The organism is Thalassotalea ganghwensis (genome assembly GCF_053485795.1).
In genome coordinates, this window is record NZ_JBQRUM010000005.1 from 169631 (window position 1) to 196074 (window position 26444).

The 26444-nt window shown below is 40.1% G+C and carries 19 protein-coding genes; 10 read left to right on the forward strand and 9 right to left on the reverse strand.

Features of this window, described 5'->3' with window-relative positions; all coding sequences use genetic code 11:
• Position 1: 1 nt before the first annotated feature.
• From rsmA to lptD, 4 genes are read right to left on the reverse strand one after another with little or no spacing between them, the layout of a single operon-like run.
• A complete protein-coding gene (rsmA, locus tag ACSLUH_RS07135) occupies positions 2-817 on the reverse strand; it encodes a 16S rRNA (adenine(1518)-N(6)/adenine(1519)-N(6))-dimethyltransferase RsmA (RefSeq protein WP_448565614.1) in 816 nt (271 codons plus the stop codon).
• Positions 817-1812: a 4-hydroxythreonine-4-phosphate dehydrogenase PdxA gene (gene pdxA, locus ACSLUH_RS07140; protein ID WP_448565615.1), complete on the reverse strand. Its 996-nt coding sequence runs from the start codon at positions 1810-1812 to the stop codon at positions 817-819. Before pdxA ends, rsmA begins: the two co-directional genes overlap by 1 nt.
• Positions 1802-3106, reverse strand: a complete 1305-nt coding sequence (gene surA / locus ACSLUH_RS07145) for a peptidylprolyl isomerase SurA (RefSeq protein ID WP_448565616.1) — start codon at positions 3104-3106, stop codon at positions 1802-1804. Before surA ends, pdxA begins: the two co-directional genes overlap by 11 nt.
• Before the next feature lie 20 nt (positions 3107-3126).
• Positions 3127-5397 carry an LPS-assembly protein LptD gene (gene lptD / locus ACSLUH_RS07150; RefSeq protein WP_448565617.1) on the reverse strand — a complete coding sequence of 757 codons (2271 nt, stop codon included), beginning with the start codon at positions 5395-5397 and terminating at the stop codon, positions 3127-3129.
• A gap of 138 nt (positions 5398-5535) precedes the next feature.
• Here lptD and ACSLUH_RS07155 point away from each other — a divergent pair, with 138 nt between their 5' ends.
• Genes ACSLUH_RS07155 through djlA form a run of 3 tightly spaced genes read left to right on the forward strand, consistent with a single transcriptional unit; the run spans position 5536 to position 8055 of the window.
• A complete protein-coding gene (locus ACSLUH_RS07155) occupies positions 5536-6549 on the forward strand; it encodes an aminoglycoside phosphotransferase family protein (RefSeq protein WP_448565618.1) in 1014 nt (337 codons plus the stop codon).
• Positions 6546-7253: an N-acetylmuramate alpha-1-phosphate uridylyltransferase MurU gene (murU, locus tag ACSLUH_RS07160; RefSeq protein ID WP_448565619.1), complete on the forward strand. Its 708-nt coding sequence runs from the start codon at positions 6546-6548 to the stop codon at positions 7251-7253. Before ACSLUH_RS07155 ends, murU begins: the two co-directional genes overlap by 4 nt.
• Position 7254: 1 nt before the next feature.
• Positions 7255-8055, forward strand: a complete 801-nt coding sequence (gene djlA, locus ACSLUH_RS07165; RefSeq protein WP_448565620.1) for a co-chaperone DjlA — start codon at positions 7255-7257, stop codon at positions 8053-8055.
• Here djlA and ACSLUH_RS07170 read toward each other — a convergent pair whose 3' ends face one another.
• The 3 genes from ACSLUH_RS07170 to rapA all read right to left on the reverse strand — a co-directional run bounded on the left by ACSLUH_RS07170 (position 8056) and on the right by rapA (position 12780).
• The gene (locus tag ACSLUH_RS07170; RefSeq protein WP_448565621.1) at positions 8056-9087 is read right to left on the reverse strand and encodes a DUF3530 family protein; all 1032 of its coding nucleotides are present in this window, start codon (positions 9085-9087) and stop codon (positions 8056-8058) included.
• 92 nt (positions 9088-9179) lie between these two features.
• Positions 9180-9866, reverse strand: coding sequence for an RluA family pseudouridine synthase (locus tag ACSLUH_RS07175; RefSeq protein ID WP_448565622.1), 687 nt, complete (start codon positions 9864-9866; stop codon positions 9180-9182).
• 34 nt (positions 9867-9900) lie between these two features.
• Positions 9901-12780 (reverse strand): RNA polymerase-associated protein RapA, encoded by a 2880-nt coding sequence (gene rapA, locus ACSLUH_RS07180; RefSeq protein WP_448565623.1) that lies wholly within the window; start codon positions 12778-12780, stop codon positions 9901-9903.
• Between the two features lie 381 nt (positions 12781-13161).
• Here rapA and ACSLUH_RS07185 point away from each other — a divergent pair, with 381 nt between their 5' ends.
• The 3 genes from ACSLUH_RS07185 to ACSLUH_RS07195 all read left to right on the forward strand — a co-directional run bounded on the left by ACSLUH_RS07185 (position 13162) and on the right by ACSLUH_RS07195 (position 19471).
• Positions 13162-14541: a PhoH family protein gene (locus tag ACSLUH_RS07185; protein WP_448565624.1), complete on the forward strand. Its 1380-nt coding sequence runs from the start codon at positions 13162-13164 to the stop codon at positions 14539-14541.
• Positions 14542-14891: 350 nt separating this feature from the next.
• A complete protein-coding gene (gene arsJ / locus ACSLUH_RS07190; protein ID WP_448565625.1) occupies positions 14892-16103 on the forward strand; it encodes an organoarsenical effux MFS transporter ArsJ in 1212 nt (403 codons plus the stop codon).
• Between the two features lie 59 nt (positions 16104-16162).
• Positions 16163-19471 (forward strand): response regulator, encoded by a 3309-nt coding sequence (locus ACSLUH_RS07195; protein ID WP_448565626.1) that lies wholly within the window; start codon positions 16163-16165, stop codon positions 19469-19471.
• Between the two features lie 2 nt (positions 19472-19473).
• Here the strand turns inward: ACSLUH_RS07195 and ACSLUH_RS07200 are convergent, their stop codons facing one another.
• Positions 19474-20433, reverse strand: coding sequence for a transglutaminase domain-containing protein (locus ACSLUH_RS07200; RefSeq protein ID WP_448565627.1), 960 nt, complete (start codon positions 20431-20433; stop codon positions 19474-19476).
• 150 nt (positions 20434-20583) lie between these two features.
• Here ACSLUH_RS07200 and ACSLUH_RS07205 point away from each other — a divergent pair, with 150 nt between their 5' ends.
• The 4 genes from ACSLUH_RS07205 (at position 20584) to ACSLUH_RS07220 (ending at position 25625) form a co-directional block, all read left to right on the forward strand.
• The gene (locus ACSLUH_RS07205) at positions 20584-22365 is read left to right on the forward strand and encodes an acyl-CoA dehydrogenase C-terminal domain-containing protein (RefSeq protein WP_448565696.1); all 1782 of its coding nucleotides are present in this window, start codon (positions 20584-20586) and stop codon (positions 22363-22365) included.
• A gap of 129 nt (positions 22366-22494) precedes the next feature.
• Positions 22495-22740, forward strand: coding sequence for a hypothetical protein (locus tag ACSLUH_RS07210; RefSeq protein WP_448565628.1), 246 nt, complete (start codon positions 22495-22497; stop codon positions 22738-22740).
• Entirely contained in the window at positions 22730-24892 is a 2163-nt protein-coding gene (locus ACSLUH_RS07215) for a M3 family metallopeptidase (RefSeq protein ID WP_448565629.1), read from the forward strand. Before ACSLUH_RS07210 ends, ACSLUH_RS07215 begins: the two co-directional genes overlap by 11 nt.
• Before the next feature lie 157 nt (positions 24893-25049).
• Positions 25050-25625 carry a glutathione S-transferase N-terminal domain-containing protein gene (locus ACSLUH_RS07220; protein ID WP_448565630.1) on the forward strand — a complete coding sequence of 192 codons (576 nt, stop codon included), beginning with the start codon at positions 25050-25052 and terminating at the stop codon, positions 25623-25625.
• A gap of 28 nt (positions 25626-25653) precedes the next feature.
• Here ACSLUH_RS07220 and ACSLUH_RS07225 read toward each other — a convergent pair whose 3' ends face one another.
• The gene (locus tag ACSLUH_RS07225) at positions 25654-26439 is read right to left on the reverse strand and encodes a MipA/OmpV family protein (RefSeq protein WP_448565631.1); all 786 of its coding nucleotides are present in this window, start codon (positions 26437-26439) and stop codon (positions 25654-25656) included.
• Between the last annotated feature and the right edge of the window lie 5 nt (positions 26440-26444).

Below are 26444 nucleotides of genomic sequence, written 5' to 3' on the forward strand. Positions count from 1 at the left end.
ATTACTCCACTATCGGATTCTCGCTAATATAATTAGCAATAGCGATATAGTCATTAATGGTTAAATTCTCTGGACGTAATGATGGGTCGATACCTAAATTTTGCAATTGCTCGACATCCATCAATGTTTTAAAACTATTTCGTATCGTCTTCCTGCGTTGGTTAAACGCGGTTAAACAGACGGTATTTAATAAATTTAGGTCGCTTACTGGGTTGTCGACTGTTTTTCTGGGAATTAGTCGTACAATAGCTGAATCAACTTTCGGTGGCGGCTGAAAGGCCTCGGGGCCAATTTCCATTACAGGAACCACCTGGCATTGATATTGTGTCATTATGCTTAAACGTCCAAAAGCCTTACAGTTAGGGCCCGATGCCATTCGCTCAACAACCTCTTTCTGTAACATAAAGTGCATGTCTTGAATATGCGCTTTAAACGACAATAAATGAAAAATAAGCGGTGTCGAAATATTATAGGGTAGGTTACCAAAAACTCTTAATGGCTTGTCTGCTGTCGCCAGTTGACTGAAATCAAACTTTAACGCATCTTGCTCATAAATTGTAAGTTTAGGGGCAAGAAACGGATGGTGCTTGAGGCGATGTGCTAAATCTCTATCGAGCTCTACAACTGACAAAGCACCAGCTCGCTCAACCACGGGCTCAGTTAATGCGCCTAAACCTGGGCCAATTTCTAATAAATTTTCACCCGGCTCAGGATTTATAGCATCAACAATCTTACTGATGATGGCATCATTATGGAGAAAGTTTTGGCCAAATCTTTTTTTCGCTTGATGACCAAGATGCATATTGTTTTTTTTCATTAAGCTGGCTTCGTTTGATTATGAGCTAATGTAATTGCTGTTCTTATTGCTTCATAGAAGCTTCCCGGATCGGCATTGACAGTGCCCGCTAATTCTAATGCCGTGCCATGATCAACAGATGTACGAATAAACGGCAAACCTAGGGTAATGTTAACTGAGGCCCCAAAACCTTTATATTTTAACACAGGTAATCCCTGGTCATGATACATACTCAAAATAGCATCAGCTTGGCTGAGATACTTTTCTTGGAAAATGGTATCTGCAGGTAAAGGGCCTATTAAGTTCATGCCTTCAGCACGCATTTCTTCAAGTGCAGGAATGACAACATCTATTTCTTCCCGACCTAAGTGCCCGCCTTCACCAGCATGAGGGTTAATACCACAGACATATATTTTAGGATCAGGCAGACCAAATTTTTCGAGTAAATCTTGATGCAAAATACGGGTAACTTTAAGTAAGCGCTCTTTGGTGATGGCTTTAGAAACATAGGCAAGAGGAATATGTGTTGTCACTAAAGCAACACGCAGTCCCTCTGTCGCTAACATCATAACAACGTCTGAGCAGTTGGCTTGGTGAGCAAAATATTCTGTATGGCCACTGAAGGGGATACCCGCTTGATTAATTAGACCTTTATGGACAGGGCCTGTCACTACGGCATCAAATTCTCCACTGATATTTTTATCACATGCCATTTTCAATGTTTCGACAACATAATGGCCATTTTCCGGGTTTAATTTGCCAGGAATACAGGGGGCATTTAACTCCAAAGGAAGGATAGTTAACGTGCCCGCTTTTTGAGGCTCTGCAGGTTGGCTTTCATCGTATTGCTTAAGTTCAAGCGGCAGACATAACTTTTTTGCCCTTTCTTCAAGCAGGCGCTGCGATGCGACAACAACGATTTCAACTGGCCAATCCTGTTGAGCAATGGTTATGACCAAATCAGGGCCAATGCCTGCTGGTTCTCCCGGGGTAATCGCAATGCGCTTAATCGTCATCTTTATATCTCAAACCAATTACTTCGATATAAGCTTCATCTCTTAGCTCTTTGATCCAGCGGGCGCTTTCCATACCAAATTTGCGTTGATAAAGCATTTGATAAGCACGATTCTCATTCATTTGTTTTGTTGCATCAAGCGTTCTTCGACCGGTTAGTTGTGTTAAATGCCAACCAAACGATGAACGGAATGGCTTATGAATTTCATCAACTTCCAGTCGAGCTAAAGCATCTCTAAAGGCCGGATCATAAATCCGAGCTTCCGCCCAACCTAAATCACCACCTTTTACCGCCGTTGGTCCATCTGAGTGCTCTTTAGCAAGCTCGGCAAAATCTGCTTCACCCGCTAAGATTTTTTGCCTGAATTCTTCTAACATCGCTTCAGCTTTAGCTTCACTTAAAATAATCGAAGGTTCAATAAGGATATGTCGTGCTCTAACTTCCTCTATTTCAACAACCTCTTTACCTCTAATGTCCTTAATCTTGACAATACTGAAACCTAAACCTGTGCGAATTGGTCCAATAATGTCGTTTTTATTTTTATCAACAATGACCTCAGAGAATAACGTCGGCATTTCATTAATACTTTTCCAGCCCCAGTCTCCACCTTCAAGTGCTTTATCTCCACCAGAAGATGCAATCGCGATTTCAGCAAAATCACCACCATTTTTTAAAAGTTCAATAACTTTGTTAGCGCGATCTTTGGCATTGTTCATGTCTTCTTGAGTGGGCTCAGGAGGAAATTCAATCAAGATATGACCAAGGTGATATTCTACCTCATCACTTTTTTGCTCTTTCATTGCCGAGATTAAGTTGGCGATTTCTTGTGGTGAAATGTAAATTCTTCGGCGTAAGCTGCCTCGCTTTACTTCACCAGTAATTAATTCTTTTCTTACCGATTCACGAAAACTTTCATAGGACACACCGTCGGCTTCGACAGAACGGCGAAACTCTTCGAGCGATAAGCTATTTTCTTGCGCCATGTTAGTTAAAGTCTCATCTAATTGCGCGTCGCTGACTTGAATCCCCATACGCTCACCTAGCTGCAGGATAATTGCATCGTTGATAAGCTTATCAGTAACTTGCACTCTTAAGGCATTATCAGAGGGTAAGCTTTGGTTATTTTTTTTCGATTGAGCTTTTACTGAGGCCATTAATTCTTGTACTTCCGATTCTAGCACAACACCAGAGTTAACAATGGCTGCTACTCTATCTATTACCACTTCTTCAGCGAAACTTGCGATGCTGAAAAATAAGGCACTAGCGAGGGAAATTATAGTTAATTTTTTATTCATGTAGTTTAGTTTTCTTAAATCTAATTATTGAGAAAGTAAGGACGCTTATATCCAAAAATACTTGCGTTAAACATATCCTCTGTATTTACAGAGCCTTTACCACCACTGAGTCCATTAATGACGAAATGTAACATAAAACCACTATCAAATTCATCGCGGTTTTCATTGATAAAATCCACGTCGTCTATATTAGAGTTGATATGACGATGATAAGCAAGGCGAATTGCCCAACAACAACTTTCATACTGTAACCCTAAATAGCTTTCTAAGCTACGTTTGTTCTGAATATCTCGAGTTGTCCGTGCGACAAGTTGCCAGTCACGGTTTAACTGATAGCTTGTTAACAACGACACTTGCTCTAGACTCTTACCTGAGACATTACTTGTATAGCGATGGTTCAACTGAATTGTCTGATTTGTTGAATATTGATAATCTAGGCTACTTTGACTTTTACGAGTAATATTACTTTCGGTATTGTATTGAATATCACTACTAAATTGCCACTTACTGCTTAATTGCCAAAATATTTCAGTCGCTAACGCTGATTCATTTGAAAATAGTGTCTGATCGTTAAATAAGTTTTCATCATTTAAATAAACAATACGCCCTAAACTTAGGCGAAATATCTCGGTGTTGGTATCTGAATATAATCGACTGGTAACACCCCAAGAATATTGGTTTGCTTGGGCGATACGATCTAAGCCACTATAGCGTTTATCCCTAAACAAACCATTATAGTCGTCTTGAAGGTTAGTGGTATCGTAAACCCCAATATTGCGTTGATCTTTTTCTGGAACATAAAGGTACTGTATTTGTGGTTCTAAGGTTTGCAAAAGTTTTTGTTTAAAAAAGCTGGTCTCTCGTTCGAGGTTAATACCACCATGCATGCGAACTTTAGGTAACGTGCGTTTTACGTCTTCCTCAAGAAACGTATCGTTTGGCAAATTAGCTTGTTTATAGTGGGTTTGCAGTACTTTAAATTCTGAGTTTAAAAACCATGCAGGTGTTGATATCGGAAATAGTGCCCCAGCCTCAATATGATATCGTTTCGCTTCCGGTAAGTTTTTATCGCTAGATTTAAAGTGTGTAAGCTCGGAATAAATATCAAATTGACCGTTGAAAAAGGGGAGTAGAGTTGTATTACGAACTTCTATATGTGGCAAGGTTTTATAGCTCGCTTTGTAGTTACCCAAAACTTCAAAATCTTGAAATTGAACTTTGGCCTGCCAGCTTTCACCAAAATAGGCTAGCTCACCAATTTGATAGAGATAAGCGTCATTTGCGTTGTATTGGTCGGTATCGATATCAACTAAATAGTTATCATCACTGAGTGTTGTATAATCGACATACGCACGATAACGGTCGGCAAAACTACCGACGTGCTCAATGCGGGCGAGGTAACGCGGATCTTGATTGATTTTTAATTCATTATCTTTACCTAAATACTCAATATTGATTTCACCGGACTGCTCACCCAGTAAATAACGAAATTCGGTATCGAGTTGCAAACCCCTCTTAGAAATCAGTCGAGGAGTGATAGTTGCATCTGCATTTTCGGCAAGGTTTAAATAATAGGGAAGCTCAACCACTAAACCTGAATTATTTGATGAACGGATCGTTGGATATAAAAAACCAGACTTTCGCTCATTGGTTACCGGAAATGAGATATAAGGAATATACAGTACAGGGATGTCGAAAACTTTTAGCCGAGCATGAAAAGCTTCACCTAAATTTTCTTTTACTGAAATATTAATTTCACTTGCTTGGAGCTGCCAATCAGGTGTTTCCCCGTAACAGGTGGTAAAACTCGAATCGACTAAACTTAACGTTCCGTCTAAGTTGACATATATTTTTCCAGCGCTTCCGTGGCCCGGGTTACCATTGAGTTGGTAGGAGCTATCTAATAACTCGGTTTCTTTGTTCTTCTCGCTGGCCATTAAACTGGATGCAAAAATGTTGAGCCCTTGGTTTTGAAAATGAATATCACCTCGCGCTTTGATGGTCTCGGTTAACCGATCTATTTCTATCTGATTTGCGTTTATCGCTTGGTCTTTATTCATTAAGGTAACACCACCGAAAAAAGAAGCACGCTGATTTTCTATTATTTCAGAGCGCTTAGAAAAAATGGTAATACTGTCATTTCTATTATCAGCGGCGCGTGTATCTATTGCTGGGTAACTGGGTAATGGACAGGTTGCCGTCGCTTGACTCTCCGCCAAATACTGTTGGGCGTGATTTGTGTTGCTGGAGAGCAACAATAAAATCGTCAAGAATTTAGAAAAACGAGGCATGAATTGTCCGATAAATAAGCTAACTAAAAAATGAATAAATAAACCTGTGTATTTTAACGCTAAATTCTAAAATAATATAGCAATTTTATTTATCTGAATTATTCGTTATATTGTCGAAAATAGTAAGGGAGCGTTCCATTGCCAACTGATATTCGCCAAGAAAAATTGATGACTTGGCTAGCGTCCATTTTTCCGCAACAATCGATTACTTTGTCCCCTTTAACGGGGGATGCAGGTTTTAGACGATATTATCGTTTTTTCGTTCAAGATAACTCCTATATTGCCGTAGATACTCCCATTGAAACTTGTAATAACGATGCATTTATTGCTAGGCGTCAAGAACTGGCAATGGCACATATAAAGGTACCTGATTTAATTGCTCACCAAGCGCAACAAGGCTTTTTTTGTTTGAGTGATTTAGGCGATTGCTTACTGTCAGATATTATTTCGGTTGACAATGTGCAAATACTGGCGAACAAACCGATAAAAACATTAAGCACGTTAAGCCAACTTGAAACTAAAAATTTACCCATTTACGATCGTGCTTTTATTGAAATGGAGTTAGGAATATTTACCCAATGGCTATTGAGTAAACACCTAGGGGTGGTCATGACCGAAGAGGAGTGTCAACAACTCAAACAATGTTTTGAGTTATTGACAGAAAATGCGTTAGCACAGCCGACAGTATTTATGCATCGAGACTATCATAGTCGAAATCTTATGGTGTTAGGAAATGAGCAATTAGCGGTGATTGATTTTCAAGATGCCGTTCGAGGGCCGGTTACTTACGATATTGTTTCTTTGCTTCGCGATTGTTATGTCCGTTATCCAGATGATAAGGTGACCAGCTTATCACTTTCTTACTTCAATCAAATAAAAGATACCATGCAGTTAGCAAATATTACCGAGCAACAATGGATAATGTGGTTTGATTTAATGGGGTTGCAGCGTCATCTTAAAGCGAGCGGTATTTTTGCGAGATTGTTTCATCGAGATGGCAAATTGGGGTATTTGAAAGATATTCCATTAACCTTGTCATACATCATAGAGATCGCAAGTCGTTATCAGTCATTGCAATTCCTCGCTAATTTTGTTGAAAACAGAGTATTACCGCTAGTGGTAGAGAAAGCGCAACCGGACACCAACTCATGAAAGTGATGATTTTAGCGGCTGGTCGCGGAGAACGCTTAAAACCGATTACCGACCACACACCAAAGCCATTAGTAAAAGTGCATGGTTTGCCACTGATCGAGCACCATATCATTAAGTTGGCTCATGCAGGCCTGACCGATATTGTCGTAAATGTCTCCTATTTAGCAGAAAAATTAATAGATTACTTAGGAGATGGCTCTAAATGGCAGGTTAATATTCAATACAGTCATGAGTTGCCGAAACCGTTGGAAACAGCAGGGGGGATCATTCATGCAATGCCGTTGTTGATTGATCAGCGTCAGTCGTTGAGCGAGCAACAGTTTTTGGTGATTAATGGGGATATTTTTACCGATTGGGGTATGGATAAATTGCCGACGTTAACTTCGAAATCATTGGCGCACCTATGGCTTGTTGACAATCCAGAGCATCACCCACTAGGCGACTTTTATTTGCATGGTGACACAGCTAGATGTGTATCGAAAACTGAAAAAGATAAAAAGCTTACGTTTAGTGGTATCGGGTTGTATAAGGCGAGTATCTTTGCTCCTTATTTAAATAAAAAAGTCGTTAAGCTAGGCGATGTTATTAAAGATCACGCCGAACAAGGCGTTATTAATGCCAGCCATTATCAAGGCTCTTGGACTGATGTCGGCACAGTTGAGCGCCTGGAGCAATTAAATCAACAATATGAGGAATGCAAGTAAGATGCGGATCTGGGGAAAGGTTTTTGGTTTTCTGTTTGGTTTAATGTTGAGTAAACATCTGTTAGGTGCTTTGATTGGCCTTTGGCTTGGACATCGTTTTGATAAAGGGATGTCCTTTGATTTTGACGGGCTCAACAAAGCACATGAGGGAGAGCGGCAGCAATTATTTTTTTATTCCAGTTTTGCCGCCATGGGCTTTATTGCCAAGGCAGATGGTCGAGTCTCAGAGCACGAGATAGCCTTCGCTAGTGCCTATATGGATAAGCTAGGCTTAGATGCGAGTATGCGTCAGCAAGCTAAAGATGCATTTAATGAGGGAAAAATGGCAGGGTTCCCTATCGATGAAACGATTACTAAACTTAAAGCGATATGTCGTTCTCGTCATGATTTACTGTTGATGTTTATGGAAATCCAGATCCAAGTAGCGTTTGCTGATGGCCAGTTAGGACAAGAAGAGCGTGGTGCATTACATCGAATTGCCAGAATATTGGGGTTTTCAGCCAGAGAACTAGATAAACTTCTTGAAATGATAATAGCGGGTGCGCAATTTCATCAGGGGCAAGGAAAGCCCGGAGCAACGGCTAGCGCTTCACAAATTGAAAATGCTTATAAGTTATTGGGGGTTAGTGCCTCAGCTAGTGCACAAGAAATCAAAAAAGCGTATCGAAAACAAATGGCGCAGCATCATCCTGATAAACTGATTGCTAAAGGGTTACCACCGGAAATGCTTGAAGTGGCAAAACAAAAAGCACAAGATATTCAAGCGGCATACGAAGTGGTTAGCCAGGCAAAAAAACGATAGCTACCAGCCTAGCGAGGCTAACCAGCCCTTGATGTTTTTAAGTAAAGATGTCGGTGGGTATTGACTTGGAATTTGGTTTTGAATAATACGTTGTCGATAAAAGCTTTTGAGTTGTTGTTTAACAGCTTCATCTCTGAGTTTGATGGCATGTCTAACCTTATCATTATCGCGAAATAACGCGAGATCCAAGATAGGAAAAGAAAGCTCAGTTAAGTGCTCAGCGGTCATCTGATTTTGCGTTAGCGTATCGAGCGCACTACTAAGTAAAACTAATGCCGTGGGTGAAGGGCTTAGCTGCCTTTGATAAACACTGGTAAGCACTGCACCATGACCACCTTCAGCAACTGCAATGATAACGCCAGGGTACTCCGATGCTTGCTGGGTAACTTGGCTGATAATTTGTGCAAGTTGTTCTTGATACTCGGTCAATATTTTTTGATTTTCTTCCTGACGTTGTTTGTTATCAAGTGCTTTAGATGGATAGCCATCAGGTTTAGATGGAGGCTGAATGGTGAGCGTCGTCCAACCTTGCTCTGGTAGCGAATTTCTCAAATGATTAATTGCATTAGAGCCAGCAGCATTCTTATGCCAGTTGGGCAGCAAAATCATCACGCCTTTACTTTGGCTGGTTTTATTTTCTTCAATTAAAACCAAATGCTCTTGCATACCTAGCTGCATTGCTTTGATATTTTTATTGGGCAAGTAGTGTTTTAAGTCGCTTTGGTGTTGTAAAAGCGTGTCAATAGGCGCATTTATTACCCCCGAGTTTAAGGGAGTAGGGGGAAGATTCGCTGTATTACCGCCACCCTCCTTATTTTCTTGAGTATTAGCATTATCTTCATTTTTTGATTGCTCAGGGTCTGCGATTTTGTCTTGGCTACTGTTTTCGGCATTGGTACTCGCTGTATCATTCGTCGCCGATGAATTTTGAGCTTGTGTTGATTGTGCTTCACTCGCTTCTTGCGCCGTTGCAATTGGCATCGCCATAACGACAACCAACGCATAAATGATCAAACAAAAATATAAACGCATCTAATCGGTTACCCCAAAAATGATTCTAGTACTGTATCGACAGTAATAACGATATCTTAACGCGCAAAGTGCATTAGGGGTAGAGGCGAAGGTTAAAACTCATCATCTTCATTGATAAATGGGCAAGGAGAGCAAAAAGACAAGGATTTCCCCGATGTTGGTTGTTTGATGCTCAAGGTATTGGCATGTAACTGTAAACGCGCACTTATCGTTAACGCTTTTTCATGAGCATACAAACGATCACCTAAGATAGGATGACCAATTGACAACATATGAACGCGTAACTGATGAGAGCGTCCAGTGATAGGGGTAAGTTTCACTAATGTTGAGTGAGCCTTTCTTTCTATCACTTGGTAGTGTGTAAGTGCCTGCTTACCATTTTCTTCATCAACTTTTTGCTTGGGGCGATTGGGCCAGTCGCAAATTAACGGCTTGTTGATTGACCCCTGATCATCTTCGATTACACCATAAACATGTGCGATATAACTTTTATCGGTTAAACGTTTTTCAAATTGACGGCTAATGTCAACATGTGCTGGTTTATTCAGAGCCATTAATATAATGCCAGATGTTGCCATATCTAAGCGGTGTACAATTGTGGCAGTTGGCAGTACCGATTGAACGCGATGTTGCAAACAATCGCTATGCTCCGCTAACCGTCCTGGCACACTCAGCAAACCACTGGGTTTATTCAACACGACGATGTCGTCATCTCGATAAATGATCTCAAGATAAGGCGACATCGGTGGAGCATAAATAAAATCGGGGTTGGCGCTCATCGTAGGTTTGCTCTCATAAGTTAACCACTAACCTTTAACCACTTACCACGATAAGTCTAATTGCTTCAAATTTTAGTTGCGCATGCTCAATAAAGTGCGTGAGCTCTTGTTGTTGAAGATTAATGAAATCTAATTCTTCTTGACGAACACTTGGGTTAATAGCCTTTAAGGCACTTAATCGTTTAAATTCATCGGCTAACTTAGTTTGCATCGTTTGCAATGCTTTTTGTTGAATATCGTTAACCATGCTTTGTGCATGTTGCTCTGCTCTATCTACTAACGGCGACACTTGATCTTTCAGCGCTTTCACCAACTGAAGCGCAATTTGTTTTTTCACTGGTGCCAACTGTTGATCTAGTACTGCTTCACTTACTTTATCAGCTAAGTTATTACCGGCCTTGTCGACGAGCACACGAATAGGAGTTACTGGGAGATAACGTCCAAGCTGCAGCTTGCTTGGTGCTATCGCTTCAACAGTAAAAATACATTCTAAAAAGAATGTGCCAGCAGGAAGCGCGGGATTTTTCAATAAACCAATGGTTGCGTTACCAATTTCGTCAGACAACACTAAGTCCATGGCGCCAGTGACCATAGGATGGTCCCATGTTAATAAGTGATAATCTTCATAAGATAACGCGGTATCACGGTTAAACGTCACTGTAGTACCATCTTCAGGCAAGCATGGAAAGTTTGCACTGAGCATGTGTTCGGTAGGTTGAAGAGCAATCGCGTTATCAGACTTATCGTCTTGTGCGATCCCAAATATATCAAAAACTTGAAACATGTACTGAGGTAAATAAACCTGATTGTCTTGCTTTGCTATTTGTTCCACTAATGCTTGAGCTTTGCCTTGTCCAGACGAATGGATTTCTAGCAATTTATCACGACCAGACTCTAAGTCTTTTTTAATACGCAAATGTAATTCATGGCTTTGCTGTATTAATTCAGCTTTTTCTGATGACTGAAGATCAGCACTTAACGACAATGCAAATAGTTGCTTGTTAAATTGCTCATAAACCGCTCTGCCGGTTATACAGGTATGTTCAAACGCTTGTAAACTTTGTTGGTACCAATCAAAGAGAATATGTTGCGCTGAATTTTCAAAATAAGGCACGTGCAGCTCTATGGTTTGTGTTTGGCCGATACGATCCAATCGACCAATTCGTTGTTCGAGTAAATCAGGGTTACTTGGTAAATCAAATAACACTAAATGATGAGCAAATTGAAAGTTTCGACCTTCACTTCCTATTTCAGAGCATAAAAGCACTTGGGCACTGTCTTCGTCTTGAGCAAAATAAGCGGCGGCTTTATCACGTTCAAATATCGATAGGCCTTCATGGAAAACGGCGGCTCGCATGCCCTCTTTGACCCGTAGCGCTTGTTCTAGGTCAATCGCGGTTTGCGCATGTGCACAGATAACCAATACCTTTTCTTTATTAAGTGATTTTAATAAATTAATTAAATAATCAACGCGAGGATCAAAGTCGAACCAGGCGTCATGACGGTCTAATGCATATAGCATTTCAGGGGTATAGATATACTTGGCCTGTTGTGATTGACCGCCACCATCTAAGAGAAAATCCTCAATTTTTTCTTGATATTGTTCGGGCATCGCTAACGATGTTGGGTGAAGTTTTCTGCCTGGAAATCCCTTAATCGTATTGCGGCTGTTTCTAAAAAGAATGCGCCCTGTACCGTGACGATCAAGCAATTGATTAAGCAGTGAAGCGCGTGCTGATTGTTGATGTTCTGGAGCGTCTAGTTGCTCGATAAGCTCACTAATATCACTTTCTTTAAGCAAATTAATGATGGTCTTTTGTTGTGATTTATTTAATGGTTCAAGGCCAATTAACGTGTTTGCAGCATCAGCGACTTCAGCATAATGTTGCTCTTCTTCAATAAATTTTTCGTAATCGTAAAAACGATCCGGATCAAGCAGACGCAAGCGGGCAAAATGGCTTTCGTGGCCAAGTTGATCAGGAGTGGCCGTTAACAATAATACGCCAGGAACTATTTGTGATAATTGCTCGATACATTGGTATTCGATACTAGGGTTATCGACTTGCCAGTTTAAATGATGCGCTTCGTCAACGATCATTAAGTCCCATTCTTCAGCGACAAGGGCTTCATACCATGTCGGATTATTGGTAATAAACGAAAGGTTAACGAGCACTAACTGTTCATCGCTAAATGGGTTTTCTTGGTCACTTTCTTGGCATCGGCTCTCGTCAAAAATACTAAATTTAAGGTTAAAGCGTCTTAGCATTTCCACCAACCATTGGTGAACTAACGATTCAGGAACGACAATCAGTACTCGTTGTGCTCGTCCTGTCACTAATTGTTGATGAATGATCAGACCCGCTTCAATCGTTTTACCTAAACCCACTTCGTCGGCGAGTAAAACGCGTGGCGCAAATCGACTACCCACTTCTTCGGCAATATACAGTTGATGGGGAATAAGGCTAACTCTACCGCCGATTAAACCGGTAAGCTCAGATTGCTGAAGATTGTATTGATGAGAGAGACTATCTTTTCTTAAACGATACCAATCGAGTCGATCAACTTGTCCATTAAGTAATCTATCGTGTGGTTTATTAAACTTAATAAAGTGATCAATCATCACCTCTTTTAAACTTACAGGCTCATCGTTATCGGTTCTCGTGCCGTGATAAGTCAGTAACTCATCACCTTCAATTGTGTTTACAATCATTTTCCAGCCTTCATGGCTTGGAATGGTATCTCCCTGATTAAAAATAACACGGGTGAGTGGCGCGTTTTCTATGGCGTATTTTCTTATGTCCCCAGTGGCAGTGAACATGATGGTAATAAATCGACCTTCAACAGTAGTAACTGTTCCTAATCCTTGATCTGATTCTCCATCACTTATCCAACGTTGACCAGGGTAAAACGACATAAAAACTCACTCCAAAACTAACTTTTGAGCACTAGGCTGCGAAAAAAGGGCGCTATGGTAACGTTAATCATAGTTGTGATCATTAAAAAATTCTTAAAAATCTTAATGACAAGAGAAAAGAAGATAGGGGAGGGCGAGTTATCTCCTCATAATGACACAAAAAAAACGCCTTAAAAAGCGATTTTTTTTGACCTGTATTTTTTTATAAAAGTCGCTTGCGAGATGCCAAATAAACTGTCAAAGTTAAGTTAAATGCACTCAAGGAATCTGACTGTTTGACTATATCTACGTCGACTTTTTTAGGCGAGGCAATGTGGAATTTGAGCATGCATCATTCTATCAATTTCGACTTTTTCCATTACTGAAATTGGACACTGCTCTATGACTGAAGAAAAAACGATTTATATTCTCGATACCAATATTTTACTTCACGAACCTTTCGCTTTTCTATCTTTTAAAGAACATGACGTCGTTGTTCCGATGACGGTACTGGAAGAGTTAGATTCAATTAAAGATCGACAAAGAGATGTTAGCAGAGATGCCCGAGTTGCTATCAGAGCATTAGAGGATGCCTTAGTTGATGCGACACCAGAGCAAGTGTTAGCTGGTGTGCCATTACCGAATAGCGACGAAACTCATGCCAGTGGCTGTTTATCAATATTCAACGATTATACCTTAGAGCACGTCGCGGGTAAGTTGTCATACAATGAAAATGACAATCGCATTATTAATACGGCAATTCACCTTCAAAGCAAGCATAAAAATAAGAAAGTCGTTTTAGTCACTAAAGATATTAACATGCGCCTTAAAGCTAAAGGTGCAGGCTTAAACCACGTTGAAGACTATCGTACCGATCAATTGATTGATGATATTCAGTTTTTAACCAAAGGCTACCATAAGTTCGAAGGAGACTTTTGGCAGCTAGTACAAGATTGTGAAAGTGAAACAGAAGGGCGTAATACCACACATTATATTAAGCGAGATGTTATCCCAAGCGTTTATATGAATGAATACCTGATTGATGAAGGTGAACATTTTGCTGGCAGGGTCACGGGTTATGATGATGAAAGACTCTCCTTTATCGATTTAAGTCGTGAGCGATTAATGGCCAAGCAAGCATGGGGGATAACGCCAAAAAATATTTATCAAGGGATGGCGATGGATGCCTTACTTGATCCAAATATTGAGTTGGTTATCCTCACTGGGCCTGCCGGCTGTGGTAAAACACTGTTGGCGTTAGCAAGTGCGCTTGAACAAGTGATTGAGCGTGGTTTGTATGACAAAGTTATTGTGACACGAAGTACACCTGAAATTGGCGAGTCTATTGGGTTTTTACCGGGTACCGAAGAAGAGAAAATGGCGCCTTGGTTAGCGGCGATTACAGACTCACTTGAAGTGCTGCACAAGCATGATGAAAACATGAGTGGTAGTTTAAATTACATTATGGATAAGGCGAATATTCAGTTCAAATCCATTAACTTTATGCGTGGTCGTAGCATTCAAAATAGCTTAGTTTTGTTAGACGAATGCCAAAACCTAACGGCTTCGCAACTGAAAACTATTATCACCCGCTGTGGTGAAGGTACAAAAATAGTGTGTTCAGGTAATTTGGCTCAGATAGACAGTAATTATTTAACAGCATTGACCTCTGGATTGACCTACATTGTCGAGCGCTTTAAGGACTTTCCAGGCAGCGCAACCGTTAACCTTAATGGTGTCGTACGAAGTCGACTTGCTTCATTTGCTGAAGAAAACCTATAGTGAGCGCTAGATCAACACGCTCTAGGGTTTATTGACCTTTGTTTAAAATTTTAGCCTCAGCCCCTAGACATAAACGAAAGGGGCAATAGCTATTTTAAATAGCAGTGGCATTAGCATTCACTCATTTAGAATAACCAAACCTCGATCACGCGGCTTCGCTATTATCAAAAATAGCCTATTGCAGAAAAATAAACACAGATTAACGACACTAGCACACGATAATCGATAGTCAGCACCTTATTTTCTGGTTAAAATAATGCGCTGTATTTATACAAAAATATAGTCGGTAAAAAACACAGGTTAACCTGTGTTTTTTGTTTCTCAGTTGATAAAAATGGACGAGTTTTTTGATGGTTGGCAACCCTTCGTTTTCTCCCGCGTTAAAGCAGTATGGTCTAATTACTGCGAACTATTGGATGTTCACGCTAACAGATGGCGCTTTGAGAATGCTGATAGTTTTGCACTTTTATCAGTTAGGATATGCACCACTTGCCATTGCCAGTTTATTTCTTTTTTATGAAATTTTTGGGGTGGTTACCAACTTGGTTGGTGGTTGGTTGGGCGCGAAAATCGGCTTGAATAAAACGATGAATACCGGCTTAGTGATGCAAATTATCGCTTTAGCGATGTTGGCGGTTCCGAGCGACTATTTAACCGTGTTTTATGTGATGTTTGCTCAAGCGCTATCAGGTATTGCCAAAGATCTTAATAAAATGAGCGCGAAAAGTGCGATAAAATTGTTTGTGCCAGAAGATGCTAACAATACTTTATATCGCTGGATCGCTTTACTCACAGGCTCAAAGAATGCCTTAAAAGGGGTTGGCTTTTTTCTTGGCAGCTTATTACTGACCTTATTTGGTTTCAAAGGTGCTGTGTTAACAATGTCTGCTGCGTTGCTTGTGGTTTGGATTGTTAGCTTAGTTTTTTTAACCAAAGATTTAGGTAAAAGTAAAACAAAGCCAAAATTCACGGAATTATTTTCTAAAAGTCGCTCGATTAACTATTTATCTGCGGCTCGAATGTTCCTCTTTGCAGCTCGTGATATTTGGTTTGTAATTGCTGTGCCTGTCTATTTAGCGCAAAGTTTAGCATGGAGTCACTGGCAAGTTGGTGCGTTTATGGCGTGTTGGATAATAGCCTATGGTATCGTGCAGTCTATAGCGCCAGCAATTACCAAAAAAAATAGTCGTGGTGGTATTTCAACCAGTGCAGCGGCCAGTTGGGCCTTGGCACTATTTGTGGTGACTTTGGCTTTAGCACTTTGTGTGATTTTTTTGCAAGCCTCGGCACTAATGTTAATGATTGGCCTTTTTGCCTTTGGCGCTTTTTTTGCGATAAACTCCTCACTGCATAGTTATTTAATTGTCAATTTCGCCGATCGACGTTCAGTCTCCCTTGATGTCGGGTTTTACTATATGGCAAATGCATTAGGGAGGTTGCTTGGCACGATATTATCGGGTTATCTTTTTCAGCAGTTTGGTTTAGGGATCTGTGTATTGGTTTCGGCTTTATTTATTCTTTGTTCTGCTTTACTCGCTAAACAACTAGACGTGAATGAGTAGTCGTGTATTCTAAAGGTTTACAACTGGAGGCCAATGTTTAAACGATGTTAAGAACTCCTTTGAAGAACAATCTTGTTCGTCGTTACCATGCTTCCGTGTTAGCGGTTTTTATTGTATTAGTTATTGCTGCAATTGCGATGGCAATAACAAGATATGTTCACGGCTTTGAAGCGTTCAAAGCTGAAAAATACGAAAGGCTAACTAAACACGCTGATTACTTAAATAATGTATTGTCAGGCTCGGTAAATGCCTTGACTGGCATGCGAGACTTTGCCAATTACTATTTAGATAACCCCGATGAGTTATCAATTCAAGAGCCTCAACTTGTTCAAGATGGAGAGCATTTTTATCTTGCCAAAGCTAATCATGACATAATTAAGTATCGCCAACCGCTCGACGCCAATATTACCGGTATTGGTCGTATTGATGAGATAAGTCCTCAACTAGCATTAGAGCTTAAAATGGCTCGCGCTTTAACGCCGGCTTTTATCGCTGCAGAGCAAATTAATGAAGAGGCTAATTGGTTTTACTATACCTCCTATTCAAATTTTATTAGTTTGTATCCGTGGATAAGTCGCGATACTTGGCAGTTTACTGAGCGTACCGTGAATATGGAGCACATGCTAGCTATCGCCAAGGTTAAAAAAGATCAACACGATTATTTTTATTGGTCTCGCCCTTATGAAGATGCAGCAGAAAAGGGGTTGAACACCGCATTAGCAGCGCCAGTATTTTATGGTGATAAGCTTGCAGGAGCGGTAGTCATTGATATTAGCTTAGGTAAGTTACATGAAAAAATCACCAAAATCAGTTCACCTGATGTCGGTTTATTGGTGATAGATAAAAATAACTCCATTCTAGTCCACAAAACCAAAGGCAGTGAACAAGTTAGTGCTAACACCAGTATTGCCAATATTGAACCAAAAGAATTAACCTCATTAACTTATTCTTCAATGTATAACCATAACAAAGGATTTAAGTTAGGAGATTACTTTGTACAGCATACCCGTATCCCGCTAAATGACTGGATAATTCTACGATATCAACCATACAGTAATGTCGTTAATCAAGTAACCGATCAGTTTTTAACGAGCTTTTTGTTGTCATTAACTGGGCTCATTAGTTTACTCGTGACCATTTATTACGTTACACGTCGAACATTTATTAAACCTACTCAAGAATTTATTGCCCATATAGAGCATAGTGCTAGAGGTGACCATGGCGTGGTTCGTCCGCCTAAAGGGTGGAGACATTGGTTTCAGCTGGTTGAAGATATCTTTAGCCAAAACAGAAGCTTAATGCAGCAACTCAAGGATCAAAATAAAATTCTTGATTTACGTGTTCATGAAAAAACCCAAGCATTACGGGACAAAAGTGAACAGCATCAGCATGACTATGCCATATTGCGGTCGGTGATGGATGCCATTCCAGACTATTTAATTTTTAATGACACTCATGGAAACATTATTGGGTGCAACTTAGCTTTTGAACGCCTTGTTGGGATCAGTGAAAGTCAAATGTTAGGGCGCAAGGCGCCATCTCTGGTTTATAAAGAAATCGCCGATGTCCTAATTGAAAACAGCAACATTCACTCACTCGATAAAGCATTTATAAAGCAAGTTAAAGCCCAAGGAAAAACGTACGATATTTTTATCGAGCAGTTTATCAATGGCGATAAAGAAGTGCTGGGTTCAATTGTCATGATTCGTGATATTACCAAACAAACTGAAATCAATTTGGCATTAGAACAAGCAAAAAACCAAGCAGAGCAAGCAAACCGCACTAAGAGTCAGTTTTTAGCCAATATGAGTCATGAAATTCGCACGCCGATAAATGCAATTCAAGGAATGCACTTTTTACTAAGTCAATCGGGGTTGTCGAGTGGCCAGCGTATTCATTTAGATAATGCACAAAGTGCCTCTACAGCATTACTGCATTTAGTCGATGAGTTATTAGATCTTGCTAAGATTGAATCGGGCAATATGACCATGGTTAAATCGCGAACAAGCTTAGATAAAGTGGTTAATCAAGCGTTGAAACTAAATATCGGTTTAGCGGCGTCAAAAGGCCTAGCGATTAATGTTGATATCGCCCCTAATGTGCCGATGTATGTCGACACTGATGAAATGAGGTTGGTACAAGTTATTTCCAACTTAATTAATAATGCCGTTAAATTTACTGAAAGCGGCTATATCAATCTTTCACTTTCTAAACTTGAACAAAGTGAAGCGCAACAAAGCCAAGCGCATCAAAACGAAAAAAACGCTTTGGTTCATTTTAGTGTGCAAGATAGCGGTATCGGTATTGCCAAAGACAAGCAGTCATTTTTATTTGAAGCGTTTCGCCAGGCTGATGAATCGATGACCAGAAAATACGGTGGTTCAGGACTTGGCTTGTCCATTTGCCAACAAATTGTCAATTTGCTTGGTGGAAACATTATTATTGATAGTGATGAAGGTGAAGGGGCAACCTTCAGTTTTACGTTGCCGATGTCTGTGCAAAGTACGGACAACAAATTAACCTTAGACAAATCATATCAATTTATAAACGCCGCCCCTTCGTTGCCAGAGACCATTTCGGAAAATTTAACCGCGTTAGCTTATCCGGTTACGACGTTAGCCTCGGTAACTGAACTGATGAATTTTGTGCCAAAAGACAAGTTGCCAACTGTTGCGTTTGTTGATGCGGAGCAATGCACTGAGACAATATGTCAACAGCTTCAGCAAGGATTAAAAAATAAAGCGTTTGATGTCGAAGCATTCGTTTTGTGTCAAGGTCAACAACAAGGCACTAATATCAATACCTTAAAATGGTTTGATCGTTATCAACTACCGTATGTCGTCTGTGAGCACCCGATGTATCGCTACTGTTTAATTCGCTTATTTGATGACTTAAGAAATGCGCTGGTTGTTCATCAAAATGTTTCCCAAACTAATCAAGCAAGTAAAGCGGTTAACGAGATAGATACCAAAGCGAATCTTTCAGGCATTAACATATTATTAGTTGAAGATAATCTAGTTAATCAATTAGTTGCTAAAGAACTGCTGAAAAGTATGGAAGCGGAAGTTGTCATAGCTGAAAATGGAGAAAAAGCATTACATGCACTGCAAACACAGACCTTTGATTTGGTGCTAATGGATATTCAAATGCCGGTTATGGATGGTCTCACTGCAACAAAAGAAATTCGAAAAAATCCCAAATTTGCGAATTTACCAATAATCGCGATGACCGCTCATGCTAGAGAGGAGGATCGTTTGCAAAGTCTCGAAGCAGGCATGGATTTACATGTTTCAAAACCGGTTAAAGCTGAATTGCTATTGAGCAGTATATTGCAGGTGTTGGAGGAAAAAGCTCAAGCTTGCCATTGATGTTAATCGTGAAAGGTTTCTATCGTATAGTGTCCACTATTAATGACGTTCTGAACCTCGGCACTAATTTGACCTAGGTTCATTAAACGAGGGCCTGTTGGATCAGCTAATACATAAGTCACATTATCGATGGTAATTTGACTGTCATTTCCTTGTGGAGGAACATTAATTCCCAAAAGCGCGTGCTTATCAATAAAAACTAGTGCCATTTTAATGCGAGGCATGAGCGCTCTTAACATCGCTACGGTTAACGTTGCTTTACTATCACAATCGCCTTTATTTTCCCAAAGTACACGTAATGGTGGGTTGTAACCGGCGCCAAGAGAGGTTGCTCTCGATTCTAATGTTTCATAGGGAATATTTTGTACAAAACCTAATAAGTAATTGGTAACCTTGCGGATATTTTTTACTTCAACTTCGTCTAAAACAATCGACTTAATTACCTTTAAATCATCTACTGATAAGCGAGCAAAGCGCAGATGATCAGGCTTGATGCCAATTTCACCGGTTGGAAGGTTAAACTGATGATAAAAACTTTGCTCCAAGTATTGTTGGAAAAACTTTTGCTCTAATTCCATCAATGTTTGATATGTTTGATTAACAAGTTGCTCATTTCGCCCAGAAACTTCGATGATATTACCTTCTATTGAACCCGTATATTCAAGTGTTACACCGGTGATCGGATGTTGACGAAAATGTTTTTTAAGTGCGGTTTTAACGTATTCATTTGCCATCGCACTTTTGTATCGACGAAATCCTCTAAATTTGGCAAAAAGACTCTTGCGGGGGATTGAAAACGCTAAAGACTGTGGTTGATCGTTAATATCTCGCCATTGGTATTTAAAGAGGTAACTTTCTCCGCGTTTAAGTTTAATAAACGAAGTTTGCTCTGCAATTACGGGCCCACTGAGACATAAGCTAAGCACCATAGCGAGTGTTAATAAGATTGCTTTAATTTTCATTTAGTTAGTATAGCGCTATCGGCAAAGCGCGCCAAATATCCTCTTGTTGATATAAATTGCTATCGGCAGACTTTGCAATTACCTAAAGGATTGGTTATATTCAAACAGCTGTTTTAATTGTTTGTTTTATTTTTAGCTGCGGAGGCTATGATGGCTGATTATCGTGTACCACTAAAAGATATGAAATTTTTACTTCATGAAGTATTTAATGTGGAAGCGCTATGGCAAAAGCTACCCACATTAAGTGACCACGTGGACGTTGAAACGGCAGATGCGATTCTTGATGAATGCGCCAAAATTGCTGAACAAGTCGTTGCGCCCATTTCTCGTCAGGGAGACGAGCAAGGTGTGAGCTTTTCTGATGGCAAAGTCACCACAGCTGAAGGTTATAAAGAGGCTTTTAAAACCTATGCAGAAGGGGGGTGGACTGCTTTAGGTGGAGATATCAGTTATGGCGGCATGGGCATGCCAAAAATGATCACGGCATTGCATGAAGAAATGCTTTGTTCAGCAGATATTTCATTTAGTTTGTATCCAGGGCTGACAGCCGGTGCGGCATTATCAATCGCCAAGCATGCGATCGAAGAACTTAAGCAGCGTTATTTAACTCGCATGTATGCGGGTGATTGGGCGGCGACGATGTGTTTAACTGAATCTCATGCCGGCACTGATTTAGGTATGATCCGCACCAAAGCAATCCCTCAAGCCGATGGTAGTTATCAAATCACCGGTAATAAAATATTCATAACCGGCGGTGAACACGATTTAACCGACAACATTATTCATTTAGTGCTGGCTAAGCTCCCAGACGCACCGGCGGGTCCAAAAGGTATCTCCTTATTTCTTGTTCCGAAATACCTCGTTAATGATGATGAAAGTTTAGGTGAGTTTAACCACGTCACCTGTGGTTCAATAGAGCACAAAATGGGTATTCATGCTTCAGCAACTTGTGTAATGAACTTTGATGGCGCTAAAGGATATTTGGTTGGTGAACTCAATAAAGGTTTAGCGTGCATGTTTACCATGATGAACTTTGAACGTATTGGTGTTGGAATTCAAGGAATTGGTGCCGCAGAGCGCTCTTATCAAAATGCGTTAGCATATGCGAAAGATCGTGTGCAAGGACGAGCATTATCAGGTGCAAAATCTCCAGAAAAAGCCGCTGATTCAATTATGGTTCACGGTGATGTTCGCCGAATGCTACTTGACATGAAAGCAAAGAATGAAGGCTCTCGCGCATTATCGAGCTATATTGCAATGCAACTTGATATTGCCACCTACGGTGAAGGAACAGCTAAGCAAAAAGCAGAACAATTAGTAGCGTTAATGACACCAGTAGCCAAGGCATTTTTTACCGACCTAGGATTTGATTCAACCGTTACTGGACAGCAAGTTTTTGGTGGGCATGGGTTTATTCGTGAGTGGGGTCAAGAACAGCTGGTGCGGGATACGCGCATTGCTCAAATTTACGAGGGGACCAATGGTGTTCAAGCGATGGATTTGCTCGCGCGTAAAGTGGCGGGCTCAAAAGGGCAGTTAGCAACAGTATTTATTGAAGAAGTAAGTGCTTATTTAGCTGAAACCACGGATGTAAAAATGCAAGAATTTACCCAGCCTCTTGCCGATGCAATTCAAGATTTTGCCGAAGTCACTGAATATATACTTGGCCAAGCGGCACAAAATCCAGAAGAGTTGGGGTGTGCAGCGAATGATTACTTGCATTTATTAGGTTATACCGCGATGGCTTTTACATGGGCTCAAATGGCGCAAGTAGCGATGTCAAAACTTGATAGTAATGATGATTTTTATCAAAGTAAATTATTAACAGCGCGTTACTATTTTGCACGTTTATTACCACGTCGTCATTCTTTAATCGCAGCAATAAAATCGGGTGCAGAACCTTTGTTTGCTTTTTCAGAAGACTTGTTTTAGCAAAACCATTGTTAAAAAACATATCAAAGCCAGCGTTACTGCAATGACGCTGGCTTTTTTGTTCAGCTATAAGTGAAGTTCAATCGTATTTAGATTACGCTGTTTTTTTATTTTGTTAGTCATTCTTAGATGATGGCATTGCTTCAACTTACCATGAAGCTTAAGTTAGCACGTCTTATTCTAATACTGCAAAGTAATGATAATAAACGCATCTGCGCACAGATGAGTGGTGATGTTTATTTATTGGTTTTAGCGTACATGTTATTTGTCGGTCAAACTGGGCAGTTAAACCTGCAAAACTTGAGAAAGCCGTTAAGCTTTGCTTATATAGGTGATTTGATAACAATAATAACTAGGGATAAGCATGCAAAATAAAATTAAACTCGCGATATCATTAGCACTTGCAGGGACTATAGTCGCTTGTGGAACGACCTCAACAGTCGCCTACAAAGAACCGGCTCCTGTTCAACAAGTGCAGCAAACCAATACGGTATTTGCAAAATGGACTGGGCCATATCAAGGGGTTCCTGCATTTGATACCGTTAAACTTGAAGATTTAAAGCCGGCGATGGAAAAGGCGATGGCTATTCAATTAGCAGAAATCGACGCTATCGTAAATAATTCTGCGCCAGCTAACTTTGAAAATACCATTGTTGCAATGGAAGCCGCAGGTCAAGATCTAGATCGTGTTTATGCGTATTATGGTATTTGGCGCTCAAATAAATCGACCCCTGAAGTCCGTGAAATATCAAAAGAATTGGCACCAATGCTGTCTGAGTTTTACTCCAAAATAAATCAAAATGAAGCTTTGTTTCAGCGCATAAAAGCGGTTTATGAAAGCGATGAAATGAAAACCTTACGTAAAGATCAGCAGCGCTTAGTTAAGAATAAGTATCTTGGCTTTGTTCGCAGTGGTGCGTTGTTGTCGGGTAAAGATAAAGAGCGTTACGCTGAAATACAGTTAGAGCTGTCAAAGCTACATACGCAATTTGGCAATAATGTTTTAGCTGACGAAGAAAACTATGTAACATTTTTAACCCAAGAACAGCTCGGCGGTTTACCTGATTCTGTGGTAACTGCAGCGGCGGCAGCAGCCAAAAGTTTAGGAAAAGAGGGGTTATATGCTATCACCAATACCCGATCTTCAATGGACCCATTTTTAACCTATTCGGACAATCGAGCATTACGAGAAAAAGTATGGACTGCTTATTATAGCCGCGGCGATAACGGTGACGAGTACGATAATAATGAAATTATTGCCCAAATTTTAAAGTTACGTCATGAGCGTGTTCAGCTGCTCGGATATGACAATTATGCTCAGTGGCGTTTAGAAGATAGAATGGCCAAAACGCCAGAGAATGCATTTGCTTTAATGAATAAAGTCTGGCCTGCTGCGATAGCAAGAGTAAAAGAAGAAGTTGCAGATATGCAAGCGGTCGCAGATAAAGAAGGCGCTAATATCGAAATAGCTCCTTGGGACTATCGTTACTATGCGGAAAAAGTGCGTAAGGCAAAATACGATTTAGATTCTGATGAAGTTAAACAATACTTGCAGGTAGATAACTTAATAAAAGCGATGTTTTATGTCGCCGGTGAGTTATTTGATTTTGAGTTCACCCCAGTAAAAGAAGGCTCAGTTCCTGTATTTCACCAAGACGTAAAAGTCTGGGAAGTGACAAATAAATCCACTGGTGCTCATATTGGCCTTTGGTATTTAGACCCATATGCTCGTAAAGGCAAACGTTCTGGTGCATGGGCAACCTCCTATCGTAGTCATACGACATTTGAAGGAAAAACCAATGTACTATCTTCGAATAACTCAAACTTTGTTAAAGGTGTCGCGGGTAAACCTACGTTAATTTCTTGGGATGATGCTGAAACGTTATTTCACGAGTTTGGTCACGCATTGCATTATTTATCATCCAATGTAGAGTATCCTTCGCAAAATGGCGGTGTCCGTGATTATACTGAGTTTCAATCTCAATTATTGGAGCGTTGGTTAACGACTGATGCGGTTATTGATAATTACTTAACGCATGCTGAAACTGGAGAGTCGATTCCAGCAGAGTTAGTTGAGAAAATTAAAAAAGCCGCAACTTTTAACGAAGGCTTTAAAACGACCGAATATTTAGCTTCAGCGATGATTGATTTAAAACTTCATACCATAGATCCAACAGGAATTGATCCAGATAAGTTTGAACGCGAAACCCTAAAAGCGATGAATATGCCAAAAGAGCTTGTCATGCGACATCGTACGCCGCACTTTGGGCATATTTTTTCAGGTGAGGGATACTCAGCGGGTTATTACGGTTACATGTGGGCTGAAGTGTTAACCTCTGACGCTGCCGAAGCTTTTGAGCAAGCGCCAGGTGGTTATTACGACAAAGCGATGGCTAAAAAATTAGTCGATCATTTGTTTTCAGTGCGAAACGCTATCGATCCTGCTGAAGCTTATCGTCTATTTAGAGGGCGTGATGCTAAAGTAGAAGCGCTAATGCGTGACCGAGGCTTTCCAATTCCAAAGTAACTAGAGACTAGAGGTAACACTTTACTTTAGAAGTGAAATAAACTCCTGCAGCGTAATGAAAATTTTCCAAAGCTTGAATCGCTTAATAACGATTCAAGCTGGTTTGAAAACCACTGTAACGTTACAGTGTTGGAAATTATCGCTGTAGGGGATTTTTATGAAAATTTTAGGTTCAACCACGTCACCTTATGTTCGAAGACTCAAGTTATTCTTTTTAAGTAAGGGGATTGAGTTTATTGACATGGATATTTTCGAAGCTAATTCGCGAGCTGTACTAACTGACAATAATCCTATTCAGAAAATTCCCGTGTTAATAGATAACGAGCAAATTATTTATGACTCCAATGTCATTTATCGTTATTTAAGAGAAAAATATCAACTGGATAAAATGAGCTGGCATCAAGAAAACTTATTGACGTTAATTAATGGTGCTAATGATGCTTTAGTGTCAATGCTAGTGTTAGAACGCTCTGCAATTGATACATCAGAAGATGCTTTATTTTTTAACTTACAAAGAGAACGCGTACAGCATATTATGAAATCGCTGAGTGAGGCGGTAGCAAAGGGAGAGTTTAACTCATGGCACTACTTATCGGTGTCGTTATTTTGTTTACTCGACTGGATGGCATTTCGTTCGCTTTATCAGTGGCAAGATGATCAAACATTAGTGACTTTTTTTGAACAATTTAACCGCGAGCCTATGGTGAAAGAAACTGATCCACGAATCAGTTAATCAATGATGTTACCAAGTAGAAGAGTAATTAAAACGAGTAACTGGTGCCAATTAATGCCATGTTGACATAATTACTATTAATTAATGGACTTTTTTGAATATCTTTATCGATAGTTGTTGAGGTTAAAGCGCCCATAACCGTCCAGTTTGGTGCAAGTTCAAAAGTACCAACTAAACCAAGTGTGGCGTTTTTTGCTTGATGTTTTATCACAGAATCGGCTTTAAAGTTATAGATGTCCTCTCCTAGATACTTACCTACCCCTTGAGAGCTTAACGTTTCTAATTTCGCAGTGATCGCCAGATTAAATGAATCTTTTTCTAAAAACGTGTAGCTACCTTGAAGGTAGAACTTCTCACTGTTCAAAACACTGTCGCCATTGGTAAATAGTGCGGTTTCTGCGCTAAAACGGCCAACATTAATCGCTGCGTTTAACCCTGAGGTACCCTGAGTAGGCATTATGTGTGAAGATGAAGCAAACGAAGATTCGTCGGTAATAATCCTGCCTAACCAAATACCGGCCGTTTCATTTTTATTAAACCAAGCGCCATCTCGACTATAAAGGCTTGTGTTGCTGAGGTTGTTATCAGCAGCGATTGAAGGTGTTAATTGCGACGTTTGTTGTTGGCCTGAGAGCATTTCAGGAATATTGATGGCAATCAGCCCTAGCTGTTGACTGAAACTTGTCGCTTTGGTGTGCTCATGATCAGATAACGTTTCGTTAGGTTTTGATTGCGAGTCGGCGCTGTTTTCCAAATTATTTGCAAAAACAACAGAAGAGAATAGCCATAATATCGCTACAACTATTAATCGCATATTCC

Bases quoted from the DNA above. Each gene is read 5' to 3' on its own strand.
- ACSLUH_RS07205 (WP_448565696.1), top strand. From the start codon at position 20,584: ATGGCTGATTATCGTGTACCACTAAAAGATATGAAATTTTTACTTCAT.
- murU (WP_448565619.1), top strand. From the start codon at position 6,546: ATGAAAGTGATGATTTTAGCGGCTGGTCGCGGAGAACGCTTAAAACCG.
- pdxA (WP_448565615.1), bottom strand. From the start codon at position 1,812: ATGACGATTAAGCGCATTGCGATTACCCCGGGAGAACCAGCAGGCATT.
- ACSLUH_RS07170 (WP_448565621.1), bottom strand. From the start codon at position 9,087: ATGCGTTTATATTTTTGTTTGATCATTTATGCGTTGGTTGTCGTTATG.
- surA (WP_448565616.1), bottom strand. From the start codon at position 3,106: ATGAATAAAAAATTAACTATAATTTCCCTCGCTAGTGCCTTATTTTTC.
- ACSLUH_RS07215 (WP_448565629.1), top strand. From the start codon at position 22,730: ATGCAAAATAAAATTAAACTCGCGATATCATTAGCACTTGCAGGGACT.
- arsJ (WP_448565625.1), top strand. From the start codon at position 14,892: ATGGTTGGCAACCCTTCGTTTTCTCCCGCGTTAAAGCAGTATGGTCTA.
- rsmA (WP_448565614.1), bottom strand. From the start codon at position 817: ATGAAAAAAAACAATATGCATCTTGGTCATCAAGCGAAAAAAAGATTT.
- ACSLUH_RS07225 (WP_448565631.1), bottom strand. From the start codon at position 26,439: ATGCGATTAATAGTTGTAGCGATATTATGGCTATTCTCTTCTGTTGTT.
- djlA (WP_448565620.1), top strand. From the start codon at position 7,255: ATGCGGATCTGGGGAAAGGTTTTTGGTTTTCTGTTTGGTTTAATGTTG.
- lptD (WP_448565617.1), bottom strand. From the start codon at position 5,397: ATGCCTCGTTTTTCTAAATTCTTGACGATTTTATTGTTGCTCTCCAGC.
- ACSLUH_RS07175 (WP_448565622.1), bottom strand. From the start codon at position 9,866: ATGAGCGCCAACCCCGATTTTATTTATGCTCCACCGATGTCGCCTTAT.
- ACSLUH_RS07185 (WP_448565624.1), top strand. From the start codon at position 13,162: ATGACTGAAGAAAAAACGATTTATATTCTCGATACCAATATTTTACTT.
- rapA (WP_448565623.1), bottom strand. From the start codon at position 12,780: ATGTCGTTTTACCCTGGTCAACGTTGGATAAGTGATGGAGAATCAGAT.
- ACSLUH_RS07200 (WP_448565627.1), bottom strand. From the start codon at position 20,433: ATGAAAATTAAAGCAATCTTATTAACACTCGCTATGGTGCTTAGCTTA.
- ACSLUH_RS07210 (WP_448565628.1), top strand. From the start codon at position 22,495: ATGATGGCATTGCTTCAACTTACCATGAAGCTTAAGTTAGCACGTCTT.
- ACSLUH_RS07220 (WP_448565630.1), top strand. From the start codon at position 25,050: ATGAAAATTTTAGGTTCAACCACGTCACCTTATGTTCGAAGACTCAAG.